The sequence below is a fragment of the Eikenella sp. Marseille-P7795 genome, assembly GCF_916618725.1.
GTDB lineage: Bacteria > Pseudomonadota > Gammaproteobacteria > Burkholderiales > Neisseriaceae > Eikenella > Eikenella longinqua.
Map to the genome: position 1 here is coordinate 67,460 of NZ_CAKAJZ010000006.1, position 18,435 is coordinate 85,894.

26 protein-coding genes are annotated in these 18,435 nt (G+C 56.9%); 18 read left to right on the top strand and 8 right to left on the bottom strand.

Annotated features, from left to right (window positions below):
* Window positions 1-6: 6 nt before the first annotated feature.
* From infA to LG371_RS09430, 14 genes are all read left to right on the top strand, one after another.
* The gene (infA, locus tag LG371_RS09365; RefSeq protein ID WP_082890800.1) at window positions 7-225 is read left to right on the top strand and encodes a translation initiation factor IF-1; all 219 of its coding nucleotides are present in this window, start codon (window positions 7-9) and stop codon (window positions 223-225) included.
* A 17-nt stretch (window positions 226-242) separates the two neighbouring features.
* Window positions 243-356, top strand: coding sequence for a 50S ribosomal protein L36 (gene rpmJ, locus LG371_RS09370; RefSeq protein ID WP_003697674.1), 114 nt, complete (start codon window positions 243-245; stop codon window positions 354-356).
* Window positions 357-418: 62 nt separating this feature from the next.
* Window positions 419-784, top strand: coding sequence for a 30S ribosomal protein S13 (gene rpsM / locus LG371_RS09375; protein WP_067594806.1), 366 nt, complete (start codon window positions 419-421; stop codon window positions 782-784).
* Window positions 785-795: 11 nt separating this feature from the next.
* Complete coding sequence (rpsK, locus tag LG371_RS09380) at window positions 796-1,191, top strand: 30S ribosomal protein S11 (RefSeq protein ID WP_067594809.1); 396 nt, start codon at window positions 796-798, stop codon at window positions 1,189-1,191.
* Window positions 1,192-1,208: 17 nt separating this feature from the next.
* The gene (gene rpsD, locus LG371_RS09385) at window positions 1,209-1,829 is read left to right on the top strand and encodes a 30S ribosomal protein S4 (RefSeq protein WP_225748340.1); all 621 of its coding nucleotides are present in this window, start codon (window positions 1,209-1,211) and stop codon (window positions 1,827-1,829) included.
* A gap of 29 nt (window positions 1,830-1,858) precedes the next feature.
* On the top strand, window positions 1,859-2,836 hold the full coding sequence (gene rpoA, locus LG371_RS09390; RefSeq protein WP_067594817.1) for a DNA-directed RNA polymerase subunit alpha: 978 nt from the start codon (window positions 1,859-1,861) through the stop codon (window positions 2,834-2,836).
* A 27-nt stretch (window positions 2,837-2,863) separates the two neighbouring features.
* On the top strand, window positions 2,864-3,244 hold the full coding sequence (gene rplQ, locus LG371_RS09395) for a 50S ribosomal protein L17 (protein WP_067594818.1): 381 nt from the start codon (window positions 2,864-2,866) through the stop codon (window positions 3,242-3,244).
* Window positions 3,245-3,337: 93 nt separating this feature from the next.
* Window positions 3,338-4,054, top strand: coding sequence for an AzlC family ABC transporter permease (locus LG371_RS09400; protein WP_225748341.1), 717 nt, complete (start codon window positions 3,338-3,340; stop codon window positions 4,052-4,054).
* Complete coding sequence (locus LG371_RS09405; protein ID WP_225748342.1) at window positions 4,051-4,350, top strand: AzlD family protein; 300 nt, start codon at window positions 4,051-4,053, stop codon at window positions 4,348-4,350. Before LG371_RS09400 ends, LG371_RS09405 begins: the two co-directional genes overlap by 4 nt.
* 129 nt (window positions 4,351-4,479) lie before the next feature.
* The gene (locus LG371_RS09410; protein WP_225748343.1) at window positions 4,480-4,674 is read left to right on the top strand and encodes a zinc-finger domain-containing protein; all 195 of its coding nucleotides are present in this window, start codon (window positions 4,480-4,482) and stop codon (window positions 4,672-4,674) included.
* Between the two features lie 63 nt (window positions 4,675-4,737).
* Window positions 4,738-5,781: a lipopolysaccharide heptosyltransferase II gene (waaF, locus tag LG371_RS09415; RefSeq protein ID WP_067594831.1), complete on the top strand. Its 1,044-nt coding sequence runs from the start codon at window positions 4,738-4,740 to the stop codon at window positions 5,779-5,781.
* On the top strand, window positions 5,774-7,150 hold the full coding sequence (locus tag LG371_RS09420; protein WP_225748344.1) for a deoxyribodipyrimidine photo-lyase: 1,377 nt from the start codon (window positions 5,774-5,776) through the stop codon (window positions 7,148-7,150). Before waaF ends, LG371_RS09420 begins: the two co-directional genes overlap by 8 nt.
* Before the next feature lie 295 nt (window positions 7,151-7,445).
* Complete coding sequence (locus LG371_RS09425) at window positions 7,446-8,693, top strand: multifunctional CCA addition/repair protein (RefSeq protein WP_067594836.1); 1,248 nt, start codon at window positions 7,446-7,448, stop codon at window positions 8,691-8,693.
* 124 nt (window positions 8,694-8,817) lie between these two features.
* Entirely contained in the window at window positions 8,818-9,462 is a 645-nt protein-coding gene (locus tag LG371_RS09430) for a hypothetical protein (protein WP_225748345.1), read from the top strand.
* Window positions 9,463-9,767: 305 nt separating this feature from the next.
* Here the strand turns inward: LG371_RS09430 and lysA are convergent, their stop codons facing one another.
* Together lysA and LG371_RS09440 are read right to left on the bottom strand one after the other, a co-directional pair.
* A complete protein-coding gene (gene lysA / locus LG371_RS09435) occupies window positions 9,768-10,988 on the bottom strand; it encodes a diaminopimelate decarboxylase (RefSeq protein ID WP_067594842.1) in 1,221 nt (406 codons plus the stop codon).
* A gap of 2 nt (window positions 10,989-10,990) precedes the next feature.
* Window positions 10,991-11,182: a lipoprotein gene (locus LG371_RS09440; protein ID WP_370632680.1), complete on the bottom strand. Its 192-nt coding sequence runs from the start codon at window positions 11,180-11,182 to the stop codon at window positions 10,991-10,993.
* 75 nt (window positions 11,183-11,257) lie between these two features.
* Between LG371_RS09440 and cyaY the strand changes: the two genes are divergently transcribed.
* Window positions 11,258-11,581, top strand: a complete 324-nt coding sequence (gene cyaY, locus LG371_RS09445) for an iron donor protein CyaY (RefSeq protein ID WP_067595248.1) — start codon at window positions 11,258-11,260, stop codon at window positions 11,579-11,581.
* 92 nt (window positions 11,582-11,673) lie between these two features.
* A complete protein-coding gene (locus tag LG371_RS09450; protein WP_156503581.1) occupies window positions 11,674-12,225 on the top strand; it encodes a hypothetical protein in 552 nt (183 codons plus the stop codon).
* 135 nt (window positions 12,226-12,360) lie between these two features.
* On the opposite strand, the gene LG371_RS09455 is transcribed toward LG371_RS09450, so the two are convergent.
* The 3 genes from LG371_RS09455 to LG371_RS09465 all read right to left on the bottom strand — a co-directional run bounded on the left by LG371_RS09455 (window position 12,361) and on the right by LG371_RS09465 (window position 14,217).
* Window positions 12,361-12,927 carry a hypothetical protein gene (locus tag LG371_RS09455; RefSeq protein WP_225748346.1) on the bottom strand — a complete coding sequence of 189 codons (567 nt, stop codon included), beginning with the start codon at window positions 12,925-12,927 and terminating at the stop codon, window positions 12,361-12,363.
* Window positions 12,928-12,988: 61 nt separating this feature from the next.
* Window positions 12,989-13,930, bottom strand: coding sequence for a class I SAM-dependent methyltransferase (locus LG371_RS09460; RefSeq protein WP_067594848.1), 942 nt, complete (start codon window positions 13,928-13,930; stop codon window positions 12,989-12,991).
* Window positions 13,931-14,073: 143 nt separating this feature from the next.
* Window positions 14,074-14,217, bottom strand: coding sequence for a hypothetical protein (locus LG371_RS09465; protein ID WP_156503583.1), 144 nt, complete (start codon window positions 14,215-14,217; stop codon window positions 14,074-14,076).
* 163 nt (window positions 14,218-14,380) lie between these two features.
* On the opposite strand from LG371_RS09465, the gene LG371_RS09470 reads away from it, so the two are divergent.
* Together LG371_RS09470 and LG371_RS09475 are read left to right on the top strand one after the other, a co-directional pair.
* The gene (locus LG371_RS09470) at window positions 14,381-15,679 is read left to right on the top strand and encodes a DEAD/DEAH box helicase (protein WP_225748347.1); all 1,299 of its coding nucleotides are present in this window, start codon (window positions 14,381-14,383) and stop codon (window positions 15,677-15,679) included.
* A gap of 390 nt (window positions 15,680-16,069) precedes the next feature.
* Window positions 16,070-16,342, top strand: a complete 273-nt coding sequence (locus LG371_RS09475; RefSeq protein ID WP_067594854.1) for a DUF3079 domain-containing protein — start codon at window positions 16,070-16,072, stop codon at window positions 16,340-16,342.
* A 98-nt stretch (window positions 16,343-16,440) separates the two neighbouring features.
* On the opposite strand, the gene rpsO is transcribed toward LG371_RS09475, so the two are convergent.
* The 3 genes from rpsO to LG371_RS09490 form a co-directional block, all read right to left on the bottom strand.
* Window positions 16,441-16,710, bottom strand: a complete 270-nt coding sequence (rpsO, locus tag LG371_RS09480; RefSeq protein ID WP_003823508.1) for a 30S ribosomal protein S15 — start codon at window positions 16,708-16,710, stop codon at window positions 16,441-16,443.
* A 244-nt stretch (window positions 16,711-16,954) separates the two neighbouring features.
* On the bottom strand, window positions 16,955-17,731 hold the full coding sequence (locus LG371_RS09485; protein ID WP_067594857.1) for an RNA methyltransferase: 777 nt from the start codon (window positions 17,729-17,731) through the stop codon (window positions 16,955-16,957).
* A gap of 9 nt (window positions 17,732-17,740) precedes the next feature.
* A complete protein-coding gene (locus LG371_RS09490) occupies window positions 17,741-18,400 on the bottom strand; it encodes a hypothetical protein (protein WP_225748348.1) in 660 nt (219 codons plus the stop codon).
* Window positions 18,401-18,435 lie beyond the last annotated feature (35 nt).

Sequence of the window (18,435 nt, forward strand, 5' to 3'; positions counted from 1 at the left end):
ATAATTATGGCTAAAGAAGATACTATACAGCTGCAGGGTGAGGTGTTGGAAACTTTACCTAATGCAACGTTTAAAGTTAAACTCGAAAATGGTCATGAGGTTCTTGGGCATATCTCTGGGAAGATGAGAATGCATTACATCCGGATCTCACCAGGAGATAAAGTGACTGTAGAAATGACCCCTTATGATTTATCTCGTGCCCGTATTGTTTTTCGGGCTCGCTAATTAGAAAAGGAAATTAAATGCGTGTTCAACCGTCAGTGAAGAAAATTTGTCGGAATTGCAAAATTATTCGGCGTAATCGTGTTGTGCGAGTGATTTGTACCGATCCTCGTCATAAACAGCGGCAAGGTTAATTTGCTTCAAAATGGAAAATATGCTACTTTAACTAGCTTTTGGTCTTAAAGGAAACTAAAGAATGGCTCGTGTTGCAGGGGTAAATATTCCTAATAACGCCCATGTGGTGATTGGCTTACAAGCGATCTATGGGATTGGTGCAAGTCGTGCAAAATTAATTTGTGATAATGCACAGGTAGTGCCTACTACAAAAGTAAAGGATTTAACGGAAGGTCAGTTGGATGCTTTGCGTGAACAAGTGGCGCAGTATGAGGTTGAAGGTGATTTGCGTCGAGAAGTTACGATGAGTATCAAACGGTTAATTGATATGGGCTGCTATCGTGGATTTCGTCATCGTCGCGGGCTTCCGTGCCGTGGGCAGCGGACTAGAACTAATGCTCGTACAAGAAAAGGTCCACGTAAGGCAATTGCGGGTAAGAAAGGCTAGGAGAAATTTGAATGGCTAAAGCATCTACATCTACGCGTGTGCGTAAAAAAGTACGAAAAGTTGTAAGTGATGGCATTGTTCATGTGCATGCATCTTTCAACAATACAATCATTACAATTACTGATCGTCAGGGTAATGTTTTATCTTGGGCTACCTCTGGTGGCGCTGGATTTAAAGGATCCAGAAAAAGCACCCCGTTTGCTGCCCAAGTCGCAGCTGAGGCTGCGGGCAAGGCTGCTCAAGAGTATGGCGTCAAAAATTTAGAAGTCAAAATTAAGGGGCCGGGACCTGGTCGAGAGTCTTCTGTTCGTTCCCTGAATGCTATGGGTTTCAAAATTGTAAGCATTACAGATGTTACTCCATTGCCTCATAATGGATGTCGCCCTCCCAAAAAACGTCGTATTTAATCTGGAGTAATTAAGTTATGGCACGTTACATCGGCCCTAAATGTAAGTTGGCTCGTCGTGAAGGCACTGATCTTTTTTTGAAGAGTGCTCGTCGCTCACTTGAGTCTAAATGTAAGCTGGAAAATGCACCAGGGCAGCATGGTGCAAGAAAAGGTCGTCTTTCTGATTACGGCATTCAGTTGCGTGAAAAGCAAAAAATTCGCAGATTGTATGGTGTTTTAGAGAGACAATTCCGTCGCTATTTTGTTGAAGCTTCACGTCGTAAAGGTGCAACAGGGGAGCTTTTGCTACAATTGCTGGAATCACGCTTGGATAATGTGGTATACCGGATGGGGTTTGGTTCCACTCGTGCTGAAGCTAGACAATTGGTATCTCACAAGTCTATTCTGGTGAATGGCCAGCTTGTTAATATCCCTTCTTATCAAGTTAAGGTTGGTGATGTTGTTTCTGTTCGCGAGAAAGCCAAGAAACAGGTTCGTATTCAGGACTCCTTGCAATTGGCAACGCAGATTGGTTTGCCGGGTTGGGTTTCTGTAGATGTTGATAAGCAGGAAGGCGTGTTTAGAAATGTACCGGATCGCGCTGACTTGTATAGTGATATTAACGAGCAGTTAGTGGTTGAATTCTATTCGAAATAATTTCATTGGCTCAAAAAAGGGGCAGTTAAATGCAAAACAGCACCTATGAATTTCTGAAGCCGCGACAAATTGATGTGGATGCTTTATCTGCAACGCGTGCGAAAGTTTTTATGGAGCCATTTGAGCGGGGTTTTGGTTATACATTAGGCAATGCGTTACGCCGCATATTGTTATCGTCAATGAATGGTTTTGCACCAACAGAAGTGGCGATTGATGGTGCATTGCATGAATATTCTACATTAGATGGTGTTCAGGAAGATGTGGTAGATATCTTGTTGAACATTAAGGGAGTGGTTTTTAAGCTGGAAGGACGCGACTCAGTTCAGGTCAGCTTGAATAAGGCTGGTAGCGGGGAAGTTACGGCTGCCGACTTGGAATTGCCCCATGATGTGGAAGTGATTAATCCAGAACATGTAATTTGCCGCTTATCAGATAATGGCAAAATTAATTTAACCATTACGGTTGAGAGGGGTCGTGGCTATCAGACGGTTGGTAGCAGGCACGACGAGCATAAGCAAATTGGTGCGATCCATTTGGATGCCAACTTCTCTCCTGTTCGTAGAGTGAGCTTTGAAGTACAGCCCGCTCGTGTGGAACAGCGTACTGACTTGGATTGCTTGATTTTAGATATTGAGACCAATGGTGCGATTGAGCCGGAAGAGGCAGTTCGTCGGGCAGCACGGATCTTGATTGATCAAATGTCGGTATTTGCGGATTTGCAAGGTACGCCGGTTGAAGAATCAAAAGAAGAGGCTCCTCCGATTGACCCCATCTTGTTGCGTCCGGTTGATGATTTGGAGTTAACGGTTCGGTCTGCCAATTGCTTGAAAGCCGAAGATATCTACTATATTGGTGATTTGATTCAGCGTACCGAGACCGAGTTGTTGAAAACGCCGAATCTTGGCAGAAAATCTTTGAATGAAATCAAAGAGGTTCTGGCTTCCAAAGGGTTGACTTTGGGTTCGAAATTGGATGTGTGGCCACCGGTTGGTTTGGATAAGCCGTAATATTTGTTTATAAAGGATAATAAAGTTATGCGTCATGGTAATGCTAACCGCAAATTGAACCGTACCAGCAGTCATCGTGCGGCAATGTTGCGCAATATGGCCAATTCACTTTTGACTCATGAGTCAATCGTGACTACTCTGCCGAAAGCCAAAGAGCTGAGAAGAGTGGTTGAGCCCTTGATTACTTTGGGTAAGAAGCCCTCTCTGGCGAACCGCCGCACTGCATTCAATCGTACCCGCGACAGAGATGTGGTAGTGAAGCTGTTTGACGAGCTGGGTGGTCGTTTTGCCAATCGCAATGGTGGTTATGTTCGTATTTTGAAATACGGCTTCCGCAAAGGCGACAATGCTCCGCTGGCTTTGGTGCAGCTGACTGATTTGGCTCCCACTGATGTGGCAGCAGAGTAATATCACGCTGCTGCATTAAGCCTGCTGTGATTTAAAGCTGAATTTTATGTGTTTGCATAGAATTCAGCTTTATTAATTTTTACAAGTTATGCCATGAACACGCCCCACACCTTATCCGAATTCCGACGCGGTATCAAAGAGGCCGCCCCCATCATCATCGGAATGATACCGTTTGCCTTGATCTTGGGGGCACAGGCAGTACGGAAAGGCATGAGCTGGTTGGAAACCATCTTGATGATGGGTTTGAACTTTGCCGGCGGTTCAGAATTTGCGGCAGTTGGTTTGTGGCATAGCCCCTTGCCGGTGCTGCTGATTATCGGCACCACGCTGTTGATTAACAGCCGGCATATCCTGATGGGCATCGCTTTTATCCCCTTCATCCGGCACTTGCCGTTGAAGCAGCTTTTGCCCGCCTTGTTTGTGATGACCGATGAAAGCTGGGCAATGAGCCTGACTGACGCCCGGAAACGTCAGAAGGCAGGCCTGCCCGCATTCAGCCTGCCTTATTATTTCGGCACGGCGCTTCCGCTTTATGCCTTATGGGTGTCTTGCGGTTTTATCGGTGCCAGGTTTGGTTATTTGCTGGGCAATGTGGAAAAACTCGGTTTTGGCATGGCCTTCCCTGCCGTGTTTTTGGTGCTAATACGCAGCATGTGGACAACCTGGCGGGCTGCCGTGCCGTGGCTGGTGAGCTTGGTTGTTGCCGCTGCCAGCTATTTGATGCTGCCGCACAGCGGCTGGTATGTTTTGTTCGGCACCTTTGCCGGGCTGCTTGCTGCATCGTTCGGGCAGGGAGGCGAAGTAGAATGATTAGCTGGGCTTCCTTTTTCACCATCCTGGGCATGCTCGCCGTAACTTATTCCACCCGCCTGCTCGGCTTTTTCGCCTTCCGTAACCGCGTGCTTTCGCCGCGCGCCAAACGCGTGATGACTGCCGCGCCAGGCTGCGTGCTGATTTCCGTGATCGTCCCCAACTTCGTTTCCAATAAACCACACGAACTGATTGCCCTTGCCATCACCCTGCTTGCCGCCAGCCGCCTTCCCATGCTGCCCACCGTGCTGATTGGCGTGGCCAGCAGCGGCATACTGGGCTGGCTGATGGCTTGATTCTGCCTAAACGCGTCGGCTTTGCCGCGCCAAATTTTCAGGTAGCCTCTGCTACACCTCATCCCTCCCCCTCGGTATAATTCCTGCATAACATTTCATCCGGCCCAGCCGCCCATTCAAGGAAACACCATGCCCCGTCAAGAATCTCCGCGCCTCACTCTCCTCACCCCGCACGACCTGCCCCTGCATTGCGGCGGCCCCAACCACGAAACCTGGAACGGCCACCCCCGCGTGTTCCTGCCCATTGCCGACAACGGCCGCATCGAATGCCCCTATTGCGGCAGCATCTATCAGCTCCAAGGCGAAGCCAAAGGGCACCACTAATCCGGCAGCACACGCCTTACCCGCCCATAAAGGCTACCTGAAAATTCTCTAGCCGAAGCCCGCATGCCCCAAACCATCCTCATCATCTCCCCCTCCTGGATCGGCGACTGCGTGATGACGCAGCCGCTCTACCGCCGCCTGCACGAGCTCCATCCCGGCTGCCGGATTGATGTGTTCGCGCCCAAATGGTCGATGGCCGTATTTGAGCGGATGCCCGAAATCAGCCAAATCCTGGAAAACCCGTTTGCCCACGGCGCCCTGCAGCTGCGCCGCCGCTGGCAGCTGGGCAAAGCGCTCGGGCAGCGCGGCTACGACCAAGTCATCGTGCTGCCCGGCTCCTTCAAATCCGCGCTCATCGCCCGCGCCAGCCGCATTCCCCTGCGCACCGGCTACGTGGGTGAGAGCCGCTATCCGCTGCTCAACGACATCCGCAAGCTCGACAAAGCCGCCCTGCCGCTGATGGTAGACCGCTATACCGCGCTGGCCTACCCGAAACACCAGCCCTTCGAGCCGCGCCCCGATTTCCCCCGCCTTGCCATCGACAAAGCCAGCCGCCAAGCCGCCCTCGCCAAACACGGGCTCAACGCCGAACGCCCCATCGCCGCCTTCTGCCCCGGCGCCGAATACGGCCCGGCCAAGCGCTGGCCGCCGCGCCACTTTGCCGAGCTGGCCAAACGTTATGCCGCCGAGGGCTGCCAAATTTGGCTGTTCGGCTCGGCCAAAGATTTCCCGATTGCCGAAGAAGTGCAGCAGCTTTCAGGTAGCCTGTGCGTGAACTTGTGCGGGCAAACCAGCCTGTCGGAAGCAATCGATTTGCTCTCGCTGGCGCACATCGTGGTGTGCAACGACAGCGGTCTGATGCACCTTGCCGCCGCACTGGATCGCCCGCTGGCCGCCGTGTATGGCTCGTCCAGCCCCGAGCACACGCCGCCCCTGAGCCCGCATGCGCAAGTGGTGAGCCTGCGCCTGGAGTGCAGCCCCTGCTTCAAGCGCGAATGCCCGCTCGGCCACACCAACTGCCTCAACCAACTCCTGCCCGATTTGGTGCACCAGGCCGGCTGCCGCGCCATCCAATCCCACTCCGCCGACACCCCCGATCATGACTGAAACCACCCTGGTTTGGTTCCGCCGCGATTTGCGCACTGACGACCAGCCCGCCTTGCAGCTGGCCGCGCGCGCCGGCCGGCCGCTGGTGGGCGCCTATGTGTGGCCGCCGCAAGAAGGGCTCACGGCGCAGCGGCGCTATTTTATTTGGCAATGCTTGCAGGATTTGGCTGCCCGGCTGGCCGAGGTTGGCATACCGCTGTATGTGCAGGAGGGCAGGGCGGATCAGGCGCTGGCCGGTTTGGCGGCGCGTTGCCGGGCGGCGGCGCTGGTGTGCGCGGCAGATGCCGATTTGCCGCCATCCCTGCCGGCGGCTTTGGCGGCGCAGGGCTGCGCGCTGCACACGGTGGCCGACGGCTTGTTGCAGCAGCCGCACCAGTTTGCGCTGCCGCCGTATTTAGACGAAGCGGCCTTTGCCCATTTTCAGGTAGCCTGGCAGGCAGCCTGCGCCGAACAATACGCGCATTGGCAGGCGTCCGCCTGGCCGCCGCCGGGTTTGGCCGAACAGCAAAACAGGCTACCTGAAAACCTGCGCCATGCCCCGCCGTTGCCCGCTGTGCCCGCCGCGCGATTGGCCATTCACGGCGGTGAAACGGCGGCGCGGCGGCAGTGGGCAGAATTTTTGCCCAAGCTGGCGCACTATGCCGTGCTGCGCGATTTGCCGGCGCAGCACGGCGGCTCGCAGCTTTCCCCGCATTGGCACTTCGGCACGCTGTCGCCGCGGCGGGCGTGGTCGGAGGCGGCGTACTTGCCCGAAGCGGCGGCATGGCTGAAGGAATGGGCGCGGCGCGAGTTTTTCGTGCACTATTTCCGCCAGTATCCCGCAGCAGGGCAAAGGCTGAGGCTACCTGAAAGCGAGTGCAACGAGTTTCGCCAAAACGAGCAGACTGCCGGGGAAAACAGCGAACGGCTGATCAGCGCCTGGCAGCGCGGTGAAACCGGCTATCCGCTGGTAGATGCCTCCATGCGCCTGCTGCACGACACCGGCTGGCTGCCGCCCAGCTTGCGCCGATTGTGCGCACTGTTTTTCTGCCGCGTGTTGCTGTGCGACTGGCAGCGGGGCGCGGATTGGTTTGCGCGGCGGCTGCTGGATTTCGAGCCGGCGGTGAACCGGGGCAACTGGCTGCTGGCGGCGGGCTTGGGCGGTCGGCCGGCGCAGTCGCAGCCGTTCAATCCGGTGGTGTGGTCGCAAAAGCTCGACCCGAGCGGGCAGTTTATCCGCCGCCACCTGCCGCAGCTGGCGCATTTGGACAGCCGCGACATCCACGCGCCGTGGCGCTCGGCGGCGGAAGTGAACACCCACGGCTATCCCGTGCCGGTGGCGGATTTCCGTGCGGCACAAGAGCGTTGGCGCGAGAGAGGGGCTACCTGAAAATATAGTGGATTAACAAAAACCAGTACAGCGTTGCCTCGCCTTGCCGTACTACTTGTACTGTCTGCGGCTTCGTCGCCTTGTCCTGATTTTTGTTAATCCACTATAGGATAACCGCCGGAACAGTCTAGCCGTTCCGGCGGTTTGGTTTTTAGCTTACGTTGAAGCTCGCGTTTTTGCTGTGCAGAAACTCGCTACACTCGTTTTCAGGTAGCCTGAAGCGGCGGCTTTGGCAAATGCGGGCAAATCGGGCATGATCCGGTTTGAGTGAAACTGGTAAACAGGAAAAAGGCAGATGGAAATTTATCTGGTGGGCGGCGCGGTGCGCGATGCTTTGTTGGGCAATCCGGTGAAAGACCGCGATTGGGTGGTGGTGGGGGCGGATGCGCCGGCCATGCTGGCGGCGGGCTACCGGCCGGTGGGCAAGGATTTTCCGGTGTTCCTGCACCCGGAAACGCAGGAGGAATACGCGCTGGCGCGCACCGAGCGTAAAACCGGCCGCGGCTATGCCGGCTTCACTTTCCACGCCGAGCCGGACGTTACCCTGGAGCAAGACCTGCAACGCCGCGACCTCACCATCAACGCCATCGCACAAAGCGCCGACGGGCAGATTATCGACCCCTTCGGCGGGCAGGCCGATTTGGCCGCCGGCATCCTGCGCCACGTCTCCCCCGCCTTCGCCGAAGACCCTGTGCGGATTTTGCGCACGGCGCGCTTTGCCGCCCGCTACGGTTTTCAGGTAGCCCCCGAAACCTTGGCGCTGATGCGCGAAATGGTGCAAAACGGCGAGGCCGACGCGCTGGTGGCTGAGCGCGTGTGGCAGGAATTTGCACGCGGGCTGATGGAGGCGCGGCCGGTGCGCATGATGGAAATTCTGCGCGAATGCGGCGCGCTCGCCGTGCTGCTGCCCGAGGTGGACGCCCTGTTCGGCGTGCCGCAGCGGGCGGATTACCACCCCGAAATCGACTGCGGCATCCACGCCCTGCTGGTGCTGCAAAGCGCCGCCGATGCCGGCCTGAGCCTGCCCGAACGCTACGCCGCGCTGCTGCACGATTTGGGCAAGGCCAAAACCCCGCCCCATATCCTGCCCTCGCATTATGGCCACGAAGAAGCCGGCGTGCCGCTGGTGCAGGCGGTAAACCGGCGCTGGAAGGTGCCCAAAGCCTGCGCCGAGCTGGCCTTGCAGGTGTGCCGCTGGCACGGGCGGCTGCACAGCGTGGCCGAGCTGCGGCCGCAAACCGCCGCCAAAATTTTGCAGCACACCGATGCCTACCGCCGGAGCGAGCGCTTCGCCGCCATGCTCAACGTGTGCCGCGCCGACGCGCAAGGCCGCCTCGGCTTCGAGCACGCCGCCTACCCGCAGCGCGAACACTGGCTCGCCCTGCTTGCCGCCGCGCAGCAAACCGACACCGCCGCCATTGCCGCCGCCCATGCTGAGCAGCCGCAGCGCATCGCCGAAGCCATCGCTGCCGACCGCTTGGCGCGGATCAAGCCCTTGCAGGAAGCGTATCGGCAGGCAAACAGGAAGTCCGGAGGGAGCTAGGGCAGGGGGTTTCTAGCCGCGCTGAAGCCGGAATTTTCAGGTAGCCTGCACGCAGGAGAAAGGCTACCTGAAAATGAAGTGAAAACGGGCAGAGGGATAATAGGATGAAATCGAAAGGGAAAATATGTTGAATAAATCAGATGTGAAAGCGTTTTGTATCCGATTGGCGGAGGAGCACCCCGGCTGGGAATATAAGGCGAACATTTTCAAGAATAAGACATTGAAGCATTCGGAGATTTGGATTGATCCGGGTTGGGTGTTACACCTATCAGCCATGCCACATGTGCTTGTTTTCAATAAATCTGTTACTAAAATCGTTAGAGAAAGTTTTCAGGGCATACATATGCCAAAATGGACTACTGGAATGGCTATTCTTAGCCCTGATGCGCACAATCATGCCATGATTTATCAGAAATTGGTGCATACCTTACCTGTTGCTGAAGTTTATATTCATGATTTTTTTAAGCGTGGTTTGGATTTGGTTGAGCGTTATTTCAGTAATCCGGATGAAAAAGAATTCTTGACTAACTACCCTATCTATGGAGAATTTCCTGAACCATGCAGTATGTATGGTTACGAAGGGCTGGGTGATTGTATTGCTCGGGCAGATGCATTAGATTTTGAATATGTAGAACATTTTATTAATGATGATTTTCCAACGATTCGAGCAATTTGCGAGACTCGACGCGAACGCGTAGCCCAATGGCTGCCCATATGGAAAGAACGCGCCGCCGAAACTGGCAGCATCCTGCCACCGAAGAAGCAATAAAGTCGGCCGGGTATTGCAGGAATATTTTTCAGGTAGCCTGTATTCGGTATGGGCTACCTGAAAATTTTTGGTTTGCTTATTTCAAGCCTGCCGTTTGATCAAACCGGCGTTTTATCCAAGCTTGGCGGGCAGGAAAGAGGCTACCTGAAAAAGTTTGCCGTATTGGGGCGCTCATTTTTAACTTCGTTGAAGCTCACGCTTTCAGGTAGCCTTTTGCCGTGCCGAAAGCCGACGCCGCCGTTTCTTGGAATAGCAACGGCGGCGTTTCCTTTATCCGCGCGCATTCGGCGGCGCGGCGGCTGCGGCTATAAGCAGGCCAGCTCGCCGGCGAGCATGTCGGTGATTTGCTCTCGCGCTCGGACGAGGCGGAATTCGCTGCCGTTCACCAACACTTCGGCGGCGCGGGCGCGGGTGTTGTAGTTGCTGGCCATGCTGGCGGCGTAGGCGCCGGCGCTGTGCACCACCAAAAGGTCGCCGGCTTGGGCGGCGATGCGGCGGTTTTGCGCGAGGAAGTCGCCGGTTTCGCACACGGGGCCGACGATGTCGGCGGTGAAGGGCGCGCCGGGCTGGGGGTTGGTGTTGTCGATGTGGTGGTAGGCCTGATAGAGGGCGGGGCGCATCAGGTCGTTCATGGCGGCGTCGGCGATCACGAAGTGTTTGTCGCCGTTGCGTTTGACGCGCTCCACGCGGGTGAGCAGCAGGCCGGCGTTGCCCACCAGGCTGCGCCCGGGCTCGAGGATGAGCGAGAGCTTTCTGCCGCCGAGCAGTTGGCGCAGGGCTTGGGCGTAGGCGGGCAGGTCGGGCGGGGTTTCGTCGTGATACACGATGCTGATGCCGCCGCCGAGGTCGATGTGTTCGAGCTCGATGCCTTGCGCGGCGAGGCGGTCTACCAGGGCGAGCATGCGTTCGCAGGCTTCCACCAGCGGGGCGAGGTTGGTGAGCTGGGAGCCGATGTGGCAGTCGATGCCGGTGATGCGCAGATGCGGCAGGGAGGCGGCATGGCGGTAGGCGGCTTCGGCGTCTTCCATGGCGATGCCGAATTTGTTGGCTTTGAGGCCGGTGGAGATATAGGGGTGGGTTTGCGCGTCCACATCGGGGTTGATGCGCAGCGACACGGGCGCCACCGTGCCTAAGCCGGCGGCGGCTTCGTTGAGCTGGTCGAGCTCGGGCAGGCTTTCCACGTTGAAGCACTTGATGCCGGCTTCCAAGGCATACACCATCTCGGCGCGGCTTTTGCCCACGCCGGAGAAAATGGTTTTGTCGGCGCGGCCGCCGGCGGCCAGCACGCGCGCCAGCTCGCCGCCGGACACGATATCGAAGCCGCTGCCCAATCGGGCAAAATGGCGCAGGATGCTCAGGTTGCCGTTGGCCTTCACGGCGTAGCACAGCAGGGGGTTCAGCCCGGAAAAGGCGGCGGTGTAGCTTTGGTAGGCTTCGGTGAGCGCGGCCTGGCTATACACATACAGCGGCGTGCCAAACTGTTCGGCCAGCGCGTCGAGGGAAACGTTTTCGCAATATAAAGACATGGTTATTTGCTTTGGGGGAGGGGAGGCTGCTCAACATCGGGCATGGGCGCGATGGGGGTGAATTGCAGGCCGGTTTGCACCGGGGCGAAACGGGCGCGGTCGCCTTCTTTGGGCAGGTAGAGGTCGCCTTTATAGCCGCAGGCGCTCAAAAGCAGCACGGCGGCGAGGGCGGGGAAAAGGGTGCGTGTCATCATGGTTCGAAATTGCCTGAAACAGGCGGCTGTGGCAAGATGGCGAATCTTAAACAAAAACGCCGGCAGATACAAACCATCATGACCGAAACCGAATTTTTGCGCTATTCCGACCAACTGTTTGCCCACATCGAAGACCAGCTCGACCAGTGCGGCGCCGATTTCGACTGCGAGCACAACGGCAACGTGCTCACCATCGAAGCCGACGACGGCACGCAGATTATCGTAAACCGCCACACGCCGAACCAGGAATTGTGGATTGCCGCCAAAAGCGGTGGCTACCACTTCGCCCTGCGCGACGGGCAATGGCGCTCCACCCGAGACGGTAGCGGCTTTTTCGCCGTGCTGAACGAAGTGCTGGGCGCGGCGGCGGGGCAGGCGGTGGAGATTGTGGCGTTATAATTTCAGGTAGCCCCTGCATGAGCGGCGGGCGTAGGGCAGGCTACCTGAAAAATGGTTTTCAGGTAGCCTGCATAGACTTAAGGAGAGAGAAAATGCGGAAATTTCTAGCGGTATCGTTGGTGCTGGCGTGCGGTTTGGCTCAAGCGGCGCCGGCCGAACGGGCGTATCGGTTTGCCGATTACCCCAGCCCAATTTATCAGGGCGCCCGCCACCCTGTGCAGCTGACGCAGCAATGGCGCGATATGCGCACGCGGATTAGGGAAGGCTACCAGTCTGGCAAAATCGGTTTTGCCGGAAGCTATGTTGCTGTGACGTGGGGCTGCGGAACGCAATGCCTGAATGGAGCGCTGGTGGACGCGCGCAGCGGGAAAATCTATGAGCTCACGCCCTTGTCCACCGACCACCCTTTGAACGCCTGCTATCGGGCAGACGGCTCGATGGAGCCGGATATATTCCACTATCAGGCCGGCAGCCGCCTGTTTATCACCGAAAATTGCCATTATGCCGATATAGCGGGGCGCGAGGATGTGGTTACCCAGTTTAAAACCATTTATGTGTATCAATGGCTGGAGCAGCAGAAGCGGTTTGAACTGTTGAGCAAAACCGTGCAGCGGAGCAGCGTGCCGGCCGAGGCAAGGTATTAGGCAGCGGCACAGTGCAGATGGTTTTGCGGTGATGGCATCGGCAAAGGCTACCTGAATGGTTTTCAGGTAGCCTTATTTGGCACAATTTGAGGCTACCTGAAAATGGATTGTAGATTTTCAGGTAGCCTTTGCCATTTAAGGCCGCTGCTTGATTTTATGCAATACCATGCCGATAACGATGGCGCAGAGCAGCAGGCCGAAGGCCGCCGGCAGGACAACGGCGTAGCCCGCTGCCTGGCTGTAACGGATACCCCACAGGATTTTGCCTGCGGCGGCCGCGGCTAAGCAGAGCAGCCCAAGGCGCGGTTTGCGCTGCCAGAATGCGGCGGCAATCAGCGTTAGGCTCAGGACAACCATGCCCGATGCCAAGATTTTGGCCGTATTCCAGCTGCCGAGCAGGAAGTTTTGCTCCATGGCCAAAAACGGCCGGATACGTTCGTTTGGGGTGGCGGGTGGGGGAAACCAAAACATACTGCTGAGCAGCAGCAACAAGGTGGCCCAAATACCGGCGTGGCTTCGGCGGTAGGCAGCGAGACAGAAAGGGATGAGGAATAGCGGGCGGATATACCAGCTCAGGGGATTGTGATGCCGTGCGAATGCCCAATGGAAAAAGCGGCTGTCGGTAAAAAAAGTGGTAATTAGGGCAGTGCCGAGCAGGGCGAATAGGATGGCGGCAGCACGATCGATGGTGGGTCGGTTCATGGGGTGTTTAATATAAAAGGCTACCTGAAAACGGTTTGGATGCTTTCAGGTAGCCTTTGCTTTAGCGGTGTTGGATGGTCCAGCAGCGGTGGATTTTGCGGTTGCGGAAGTCTTCGGGCACGGATTGGCGGCTGATTTCCGATATGGCGTAGCGTTCGGCCAGGGCGGGCTCGAGCTCGAAGCTGCGCAGGTTGTTGGAGAAATAAAGCGTGCCGCCGGGCTCGAGCAGCTGCATGGTGTCGCGGATGAGACGGGGGTGGTCGCGCTGGATGTCGAGGATGTCGAGCATTTTTTTGCTGTTGGAAAAGCTGGGCGGGTCCATCACGATGAGGTCGAAGCGCTTGCTTTCGGCGGCGTTTTGCAAATATTGAAATACGTCGGCGCGGATGATTTGGTGCTGTTCGGGGGGGATGTTGTTGAGGGCGAAGTTGCGGCGGGCCCAGTCGAGGTAGGTGTTGGAGAGATCGACGGTTTCGCTGGAGGCCGCGCCGCCGGTGGCGGCATACACGCTGAAGCTGCCGGTGTAGGCGAAAAGGTTGAGGAAGCGTTTGCCGGCGGCTTGGCTGCCTACCAGGGCGCGGGTGTTGCGGTGGTCGAGGAAGAGGCCGGTGTCGAGGTATTTGTCGAGGTTTACCCAGAAGGCGCGGCCGTGTTCGTGCACGATGAAGTCTTCGCCGCTGCGGCCGGTTTTTTCGTATTGGCTGCTGCCGCGCTGGCGGCTGCGTTGTTTGAGGTGGATGTGTTCGGCGGGAAAGCCGGTGATGAAGCGCACGGCTTCGACTACTTCGGCAAGCCAGGCTTGGTAGTCGGCTTCCTGCATGATCCAGCCGGTGTCGTATTCCTGCAAATGAACGTGTTCGTCGTAAATGTCGATGGCGAAGGGGTATTGCGGGATGTCGCGGTCGTAGAGGCGCCAGGCTTCTATATGATGCCGCCGCGCCCATTTGATGAGGTGTTTGGCGTTTTTGCCGAGGCGGTTGGCGAAGGCGGTGATTTCGCTCATGGAAGGCTACCTGAAAAATAAAAGGGCTATTTTATCGCCAAGCGGCGGGGCGCTCCAAACGGATGCCGGCGCATTTTCAGGTAGCCTGAAGTGTATGGCCGTGTAAACCCGAAGATTTTGCTTGACCGCCTGCGGGCAAACGCCTAATATGCCGCCTCTTTTTGTTCGAAGCCATCGTCTTCAGCCCACCAGCCTTCCGGCTGCGTCTGTTTGCCGCCTTGCGCGCGCAATCCTTCTCTGCTTCGCAGGTTGTCGCCGATGCCACCCAAGCGCCATGCTTGCGACAATCTTGTGCGTAACTCCCATAGTGGTTGCCCAAACTTCCGCTGCCGCGTTAGCCCGCCGGTATCGGAAGCGAATGGAACCCGCTGTTTCCCGTTAGCGCATTCCTTTGCTTCACGGCTGCCCGTTTGCGCGGGCGGAAAGTATTGTTGCCCCTTTTGGAAACACATGACCATCCAATTCAGCGACCTGCTACATGATAAAAACCTGCTCGCCGCCCTGCGTTCCGCCGGCTATGCCGAGCCCACACCCATCCAAACCCAGGCCCTGCCCGCTGCCATCGAAGGCCGCGACATCATGGCCTCGGCGCAAACCGGCTCCGGCAAAACCGCCGCCTTCTTGCTGCCCAGCCTCCAGCGCATCACCCGCCGCAGCGACAAGTCCGGCAAAGGCCCGCGCATCCTCGTGCTCACTCCCACGCGCGAGCTGGCGGCGCAAGTAGAGAAAAACGCCAAAATCTATGCCCAAAACATGAAATGGCTGCGCACTGTCACCCTGGTGGGCGGCTCCTCTTTCGGCTTTCAAATCAAATCGCTGGCCAAGCCGATTGATTTGGTGGTGGCCACCCCCGGCCGCCTGATGGACCACATGCGCTCCGGCCGCATCGATTTCGACCGCCTCGAAGTGCTGGTGCTCGACGAAGCCGACCGCATGCTCGACATGGGCTTTATCGACGACATCGAAACCATCGTGGCCGCCACCCCCGCCAGCCGCCAAACCCTGCTCTTTTCCGCCACCTGGGACGGCGCCGTGGGCAAACTTGCCCGCCGGCTCACCAACAATCCCGAAGTGATCGAAATCGAGCGTGAAGACAACCAAGGCAAAATTGACGAGCAGCTGCTTTATTGCGACGACAAAAACCACAAAAACCGCCTGCTCGACCACATCCTGCGCGACACCAACATCGACCAGTGCATCATCTTCACCAGCACCAAAGCCATGAGCGAGCAGCTGGCCGACGCGCTATACGAAAAAGGTTTCGCCGCCAACTGCCTGCACGGCGACATGCCGCAAAACTGGCGCAACTGCACCTTGATGGATTTGCGCAAAGGCCGCATTAAAGTGCTGGTGGCCACCGACGTGGCCGCACGTGGCATCGACATCCCCAGCATCACCCACGTGATCAACTACGACTTGCCCAAACAGGCCGAAGACTACGTGCACCGCATCGGCCGCACCGGCCGCGCCGGCCGCCACGGCCTCGCCCTCACCTTTGCCGAAGTAAACGAATACATGGCCGTGCACAAAATCGAAAAATACCTCGGCCGCAAACTGCCCGAATTCGCCATCGAAGGCATGGAGCCCACCCGCAAACGCAGCAAAGCCCCGCGCAAAGCCAAAGGCGGCGGCTGGAAACCCAAAGGCGGCCGCAAGCCCAACGGCAGCGGCAAATCCTACGGCCGTCCCGCCGGCCACTCGCGCGGCAAAGAGCGCAAACCTGCCGCCCAAGGCCGCCGCGCCGGATAGTTCGCCGCCTGCAGCCGTCATTGAATAGAGGCTACCTGAAAGCGTGAGCTTCAACGGAGTTAAAATTTCGTGGCGCAGAAATGCCGCCGTATCCTATTAGCGAATCAAATTGGCTTTCGATACCAAGCAGCGAGCCGCAGACAGTACAGGAGTACGGCAAGGCGAGCTAACGCTGTAACGAAAGTTAAGTTGATTCGCTAATTTTCAGGTAGCCTCTGGTTTGCACTAAATAGATGATTGGCTTGTTTACCTGGCTTCCAGTAAGATGGCTGCCGCATGGAAGGCTGCCTGAAAATGAGCGGGGCGAATTTCGCTAAAACGAGATTTCCGCAGGGAACAGAGTTTCTGCGAAGCTAAAAATATTTCTCCATAATCAAACAACACCACATCATGGCCAAAAAATTCCCCATCCACCCCAAACACCCCGAACGCATCTGCTGGGGCTGCGACAAATACTGCCCCGCCGCCGACCTGCAATGCGGCAACGGCTGCGAACGCATCCAACACCCCATCGAAACCGACGGCCCCGATTGGTATAAAACCGGCGACTGGAGCAACCTTCTCAGCGAAGCCCAACAAATCGAACTCGGCCTCAAACCCGCCCCCACGCCCGAACCCCCGCCCGCCAAACCCCACATCAAACTCCCCCGCAAACAGCATTAGCCAAAAAATTCAGGTAGCCCCAATCAAGGCTACCTGAAAACCAAAAGCCGTGCCGCCGGAAACACATCCGGCGGCACGGCTTTCATTTGGGCAACAGATTACTTACGCAGGTTCAGGCGGGTAATCACATCGCGGTAGGTGTCCACATCGGTGTTGCGCAGGTAGGCCAGCAGGCGGCGGCGGGCGCTCACCATTTTCAGCAGGCCGCGGCGGCTGTGGAAATCTTTCGGGTTGGCTTTGAAGTGCGGAGCCAAATCGTTGATGCGGAAAGTCAGAAGGGCGATTTGCACTTCAGAAGAGCCAGTGTCGCCTTCTTTGCGCTGGAAATCTTTGATGATTTGCGCTTTTTGTTCTACGGTCAGTGCCATAATAAAACTCCAAAAAATATGCCTTGCGGCGGACAAGCTGGCCGAGCCGGAAACCCGAGCCAACTCCTCAATACCCGGCTTTCCAGCCAGGCAGGGCGCGGATTATGACACAAAACCGCCGCCGAAAACAGCCAAATGCGCAAACCCGCCCCAATCTGACACCGCCACGCAACCAAAAGGCTACCTGAAAGCCGTTTCCGCCAAGCTAAAATTTTCAGGTAGCCTTTTGATGCTTCCCACCACATCACAACCGCTGCCGCATCTGCTCAAACAGGCACACCGTTGCCGCCATCGCCACGTTCAGCGATTCGGTTTGCGCCGCCATCGGGATATGCACGCAGCGCTCAGCCTGCGCCAGCATCACCTCGCTCACGCCCGCACCCTCGTTGCCAAACAGCCAGGCGGCGGGCGCGCGCAAATCGCAATCGTAAAGGCTCACGCTATCGCGGTGCAGCGCCGTAGCCAAGAGCGGCACGCGGCATTGCGCACGCCACGCCGTCAAATCCGCCGCCGTGTGTAGGCGCAGCGCAAAATGCGCCCCCATGCCCGCGCGCAGCACCTTGGGCGACCACACATCGGCGCAATCTGCCGACAGCACCACCTGCCCCACGCCCGCCGCCGCCGCGCTGCGCAGAATCGTGCCGATGTTGCCCGGGTCTTGGATGCGCTCCAGCACCACGCAATCGGCATCGGCATCGAACGGCGCATTCGGCGGCAGCCCAATGAGCGCGGTGATTTCTTCGGCATCGGTGAGGCTGGTGATTTTCTGCAAGGCCGCGCCCGAGGTTTGCACCACGCGCTCGGGCGGCAGCTGCGCCAGCAGCCGCGCGGTTTCCGGCTGCCGCATTTTGCCCGCCGGCACATAGGCTTGCCGCACCTCGCCGCCGGCCTGCAAATAGGCGGCCAGCAAATGTGCGCCTTCCAGCACGGCCTGTTGGCTTTCGCGGCGCGCGCGGGCGCTGCGCAGCAGTTTGGCCAAATGCTTAAGCGCGGGGTTTTGGGCGGATTCGATGGTGTTCATGGCGAGGCCTTAACTGTTAATTTTGCTAATCGCTATTTTATCCGACTCATCACGCAAATCGATATAGAGCGTACTCACCGAGCAATCCGGCAAATCATAGTCTTCGGCAGCAAAATCAAGATTCGCCATCACTGTTAGAAATATTTTCCCTTCACCAGCATTCAGTCGGATACCGGCCACCTGCCAAACATAATCCTCACATCCGGCCTGCCGATAAGCCGACCAAACATCAGGAAACGCCCGTGCACAATACTGAAACAAACTCTGTTTTATCTCATCCGCCGCAGCGCATATCGTCTGTATTTGCCGCATCCATTCAGGCCCGATTCTTTCGGGCACGGGCTGGCCTGGGGCATGTGGGCACCAAATCAGCACGTTGCCTGCCTGATATTCTATACACTGCTCATACACGCCCAATACGCCCGCTTGGGAAAAAACCGACATTTCTGGCAATAATGCAGGCTCTTGCAGCAAAATATCCGTTCCCAAAATATTACTTACTGCTGCCAATGCCCGTTCACGGCCGTCGGCAAGCGATAAACAAATAATGGCATCATCTGTGTCGCCCGCCAGGATTTGCCGATCTGCCCATTCGCTTAAACAGGAATATGGCAATTGTTCCCGCACGACTTGGCTATACAATTGATGCAACTTCAATTTATTTCGCATTTTCATCTTCAATGTCAGTAATCAAGGCTACCTGA

What these genes read in the sequence shown, in the direction of transcription:
- LG371_RS09410 (WP_225748343.1), top strand. Translation starts at nt 4,480, where the DNA reads ATGCCCCGTCAAGAATCTCCGCGCCTCACTCTCCTCACCCCGCACGAC.
- LG371_RS09430 (WP_225748345.1), top strand. Translation starts at nt 8,818, where the DNA reads ATGTTGAATAAATCAGATGTGAAAGCGTTTTGTATCCGATTGGCGGAG.
- rpsK (WP_067594809.1), top strand. Translation starts at nt 796, where the DNA reads ATGGCTAAAGCATCTACATCTACGCGTGTGCGTAAAAAAGTACGAAAA.
- LG371_RS09450 (WP_156503581.1), top strand. Translation starts at nt 11,674, where the DNA reads ATGCGGAAATTTCTAGCGGTATCGTTGGTGCTGGCGTGCGGTTTGGCT.
- rplQ (WP_067594818.1), top strand. Translation starts at nt 2,864, where the DNA reads ATGCGTCATGGTAATGCTAACCGCAAATTGAACCGTACCAGCAGTCAT.
- rpsO (WP_003823508.1), bottom strand. Translation starts at nt 16,710, where the DNA reads ATGGCACTGACCGTAGAACAAAAAGCGCAAATCATCAAAGATTTCCAG.
- LG371_RS09475 (WP_067594854.1), top strand. Translation starts at nt 16,070, where the DNA reads ATGGCCAAAAAATTCCCCATCCACCCCAAACACCCCGAACGCATCTGC.
- LG371_RS09440 (WP_370632680.1), bottom strand. Translation starts at nt 11,182, where the DNA reads ATGATGACACGCACCCTTTTCCCCGCCCTCGCCGCCGTGCTGCTTTTG.
- LG371_RS09455 (WP_225748346.1), bottom strand. Translation starts at nt 12,927, where the DNA reads ATGAACCGACCCACCATCGATCGTGCTGCCGCCATCCTATTCGCCCTG.
- rpmJ (WP_003697674.1), top strand. Translation starts at nt 243, where the DNA reads ATGCGTGTTCAACCGTCAGTGAAGAAAATTTGTCGGAATTGCAAAATT.
- LG371_RS09420 (WP_225748344.1), top strand. Translation starts at nt 5,774, where the DNA reads ATGACTGAAACCACCCTGGTTTGGTTCCGCCGCGATTTGCGCACTGAC.
- LG371_RS09425 (WP_067594836.1), top strand. Translation starts at nt 7,446, where the DNA reads ATGGAAATTTATCTGGTGGGCGGCGCGGTGCGCGATGCTTTGTTGGGC.
- rpoA (WP_067594817.1), top strand. Translation starts at nt 1,859, where the DNA reads ATGCAAAACAGCACCTATGAATTTCTGAAGCCGCGACAAATTGATGTG.
- infA (WP_082890800.1), top strand. Translation starts at nt 7, where the DNA reads ATGGCTAAAGAAGATACTATACAGCTGCAGGGTGAGGTGTTGGAAACT.
- LG371_RS09490 (WP_225748348.1), bottom strand. Translation starts at nt 18,400, where the DNA reads ATGCGAAATAAATTGAAGTTGCATCAATTGTATAGCCAAGTCGTGCGG.
- LG371_RS09400 (WP_225748341.1), top strand. Translation starts at nt 3,338, where the DNA reads ATGAACACGCCCCACACCTTATCCGAATTCCGACGCGGTATCAAAGAG.
- LG371_RS09405 (WP_225748342.1), top strand. Translation starts at nt 4,051, where the DNA reads ATGATTAGCTGGGCTTCCTTTTTCACCATCCTGGGCATGCTCGCCGTA.
- rpsD (WP_225748340.1), top strand. Translation starts at nt 1,209, where the DNA reads ATGGCACGTTACATCGGCCCTAAATGTAAGTTGGCTCGTCGTGAAGGC.
- rpsM (WP_067594806.1), top strand. Translation starts at nt 419, where the DNA reads ATGGCTCGTGTTGCAGGGGTAAATATTCCTAATAACGCCCATGTGGTG.
- lysA (WP_067594842.1), bottom strand. Translation starts at nt 10,988, where the DNA reads ATGTCTTTATATTGCGAAAACGTTTCCCTCGACGCGCTGGCCGAACAG.
- waaF (WP_067594831.1), top strand. Translation starts at nt 4,738, where the DNA reads ATGCCCCAAACCATCCTCATCATCTCCCCCTCCTGGATCGGCGACTGC.
- LG371_RS09485 (WP_067594857.1), bottom strand. Translation starts at nt 17,731, where the DNA reads ATGAACACCATCGAATCCGCCCAAAACCCCGCGCTTAAGCATTTGGCC.
- LG371_RS09470 (WP_225748347.1), top strand. Translation starts at nt 14,381, where the DNA reads ATGACCATCCAATTCAGCGACCTGCTACATGATAAAAACCTGCTCGCC.
- LG371_RS09460 (WP_067594848.1), bottom strand. Translation starts at nt 13,930, where the DNA reads ATGAGCGAAATCACCGCCTTCGCCAACCGCCTCGGCAAAAACGCCAAA.